Genomic DNA, 3,340 nt, shown 5'->3' with positions numbered 1-3,340 from the left:
AAAAAATTATTTTTGTATTTATTTGATATTCGAATGAATAGAAAGATAAAGCTCTTTAACAATTAGGAACAAGCTGAAAGAAACGAGTTCTCGTTTTTATCGCAAGCTGATGTATGAAAATATATTGGATTGAGATAAGAAAGAGAAAAAAGCGTAATTGAAACCAAGACAACTGTGAGTTGTAAGGTTAAGAAATTAAGCGTACACGGTGGATGCCTAGGCAATCAGAGGCGATGAAGGACGTGTTAATCTGCGAAAAGCGACGGTAAGCCGATAAAAGGCGCTATAGCCGTTGATGTCCGAATGGGGAAACCCAGTGTAGGTGACTACATTATCATCTGATGAATACATAGTCAGATGAGGCGAACCGGGAGAACTGAAACATCTAAGTACCCCGAGGAAAAGAAATCAACCGAGATTCCCTAAGTAGCGGCGAGCGAAAAGGGAGGAGCCCAAGCGGGTAGCATGATGTATTAATGGAAGCGTCTGGAAAGTCGCACGATAGAGGGTGAAAGTCCCGTACATGAAAATGCATGATGTGGAAGCTTATAGAGTAGGGCGGGACACGTGATATCCTGTCTGAAGATGGGGGGACCATCCTCCAAGGCTAAATACTCCTGATTGACCGATAGTGAACCAGTACCGTGAGGGAAAGGCGAAAAGAACCCCGGGAGGGGAGTGAAATAGACCCTGAAACCGTGTACGTACAATCAGTGGGAGCTGTTACCATTGGGTAATAGTGACTGCGTACCTTTTGTATAATGGGTCAGCGACTTATATTCTGTAGCAAGGTTAACCGAATAGGGGAGCCGAAGGGAAACCGAGTATTAACTGTGCGTTAAGTTGCAGGGTATAGACCCGAAACCCGGTGATCTAGCCATGGGCAGGTTGAAGGTTGGTTAACACTAACTGGAGGACCGAACCGACTAATGTTGAAAAATTAGCGGATGACCTGTGGCTGGGGGTGAAAGGCCAATCAAACCGGGAGATAGCTGGTTCTCCCCGAAAGCTATTTAGGTAGCGCCTCATGAGTAACTGTTGGGGGTAGAGCACTGTTTCGGCTAGGGGGCCATCCCGGCTTACCAACCCGATGCAAACTCCGAATACTGACAAGTTTAATCATGGGAGACACACGGCGGGTGCTAACGTTCGTCGTGAAGAGGGAAACAACCCAGACCGCCAGCTAAGGTCCCAAAGTCATAGTTAAGTGGGAAACGAAGTGGGAAGGCTTAGACAGCTAGGATGTTGGCTTAGAAGCAGCCATCATTTAAAGAAAGCGTAATAGCTCACTAGTCGAGTCGGCCTGCGCGGAAGATGTAACGGGGCTAAAACTATGCACCGAAGCTGCGGCAGCGCACGTAAGTGTGTTGGGTAGGGGAGCGTTCTGTAAGCCGTAGAAGGTGTATTGTGAGGTATGCTGGAGGTATCAGAAGTGCGAATGCTGACATAAGTAACGATAAAGCGGGTGAAAAGCCCGCTCGCCGGAAGACCAAGGGTTCCTGTCCAACGTTAATCGGGGCAGGGTGAGTCGACCCCTAAGGAGAGGCCGAAGGGCGTATCTGATGGGAAACGGGTTAATATTCCCGTACTGGCTATAACTGCGATGGGGGGACGAAGAAGGCTAGGTTTACCACCTATTGGATGGTGGGTTAAGCGTGTAGGGGTGTGATTAGGCAAATCCGGTCACTAAGACTCTGAGGCGTGATGACGAGGCACTAAGGTGCTGAAGTAATTGATGCCCTGCTTCCAGGAAAATCCTCTAAGCTTCAGGTTATAGTTAATCGTACCCGAAACCGACACAGGTGGTCAGGTAGAGAATACTAAGGCGCTTGAGAGAACTCGGGTGAAGGAACTAGGCAAAATGGTGCCGTAACTTCGGGAGAAGGCACGCTGATGGTAATTGAAGTCCCATGCGGATGGAGGTGAAATCAGTCGAAGATACCAGCTGGCTGCAACTGTTTAATAAAAACACAGCACTGTGCAAACACGAAAGTGGACGTATACGGTGTGACGCCTGCCCGGTGCTGGAAGGTTAATTGATGGGGTTATGCGTAAGCAGAAGCTCTTGATCGAAGCCCCAGTAAACGGCGGCCGTAACTATAACGGTCCTAAGGTAGCGAAATTCCTTGTCGGGTAAGTTCCGACCTGCACGAATGGCGTAATGATGGCCAGGCTGTCTCCACCCGAGACTCAGTGAAATTGAAATTGCCGTGAAGATGCGGTGTACCCGTGGCAAGACGGAAAGACCCCGTGAACCTTTACTATAGCTTGACAGTGAACATTGAGCCTTAATGTGTAGGATAGGTGGGAGACTAAGAAGTGTGTACGCCAGTATGCATGGAGTCGACCTTGAAATACCACCCTTTAATGTTTGATGTTCTAACCTATACTTCTGAATCGAGGTAAGGGACACTGTCTGGTGGGTAGTTTGACTGGGGCGGTCTCCTCCCAAAGAGTAACGGAGGAGCACGAAGGTTAGCTAATCCTGGTCGGACATCAGGAGGTTAGTGCAATGGCAAAAGCTAGCTTGACTGCGAGAGTGACGGCTCGAGCAGGTACGAAAGTAGGTCATAGTGATCCGGTGGTTCTGAATGGAAGGGCCATCGCTCAACGGATAAAAGGTACTCCGGGGATAACAGGCTGATACCGCCCAAGAGTTCATATCGACGGCGGTGTTTGGCACCTCGATGTCGGCTCATCACATCCTGGGGCTGAAGTAGGTCCCAAGGGTACGGCTGTTCGCCGTTTAAAGTGGTACGCGAGCTGGGTTTAGAACGTCGTGAGACAGTTCGGTCCCTATCTGCCATGGGCGTAGGAAAATTGAGAGGGTTTGCTTCTAGTACGAGAGGACCGAAGTGAACGCACCGCTGGTGTTCGGGTTGTGATGCCAATTGCATTGCCCGGTAGCTACGTGCGGAATAGATAAGTGCTGAAAGCATCTAAGTACGAAACTAGCCTCGAGATGAGTTTTCCCTGATGAGAATCAGTAAGGTCCGTTTGAGACTAAGACGTAGATAGGTCAGGTGTGTAAGTGTAGTGATACATTGAGCTAACTGATACTAATGAACCGAGAGTCTTAACCTTACAACTCGGAGTTGTTTTGGGTACGCGAAGATAAAGATAGATTAATAGATAATCGAACAGTTTGTTCCGGATTGAGCGATTGATGTGGATATGAGATAATGCACAGCAATTGAGAGAAGAGAAGACAGGATATGTCTGGCGGTAATAGCGCGGTGGTCCCACCTGACCCCATGCCGAACTCAGAAGTGAAACGCCGTAGTGCCGATGGTAGTGTGGGTATTACCCATGTGAGAGTAGGGTGCCGCCAGACTTTTAA

Annotated in this window: 2 rRNA genes; both read left to right on the top strand. The window is 48.7% G+C overall.

What is annotated here, in order from left to right:
• The first annotated feature begins 185 nt into the window (after positions 1-185).
• Positions 186-3,084: ribosomal RNA gene (locus B6C99_RS12805) — 23S ribosomal RNA — on the top strand.
• 134 nt (positions 3,085-3,218) lie between these two features.
• Positions 3,219-3,334: ribosomal RNA gene (gene rrf / locus B6C99_RS12800) — 5S ribosomal RNA — on the top strand.
• The last annotated feature ends 6 nt before the right edge of the window (positions 3,335-3,340 follow it).

Source organism: Gilliamella sp. N-G2 (assembly GCF_002142215.1).
GTDB lineage: Bacteria > Pseudomonadota > Gammaproteobacteria > Enterobacterales > Orbaceae > Gilliamella.
Note: the sequence above shows the minus strand (reverse complement) of the source record. Positions and strands in the feature narration are given on the sequence as shown.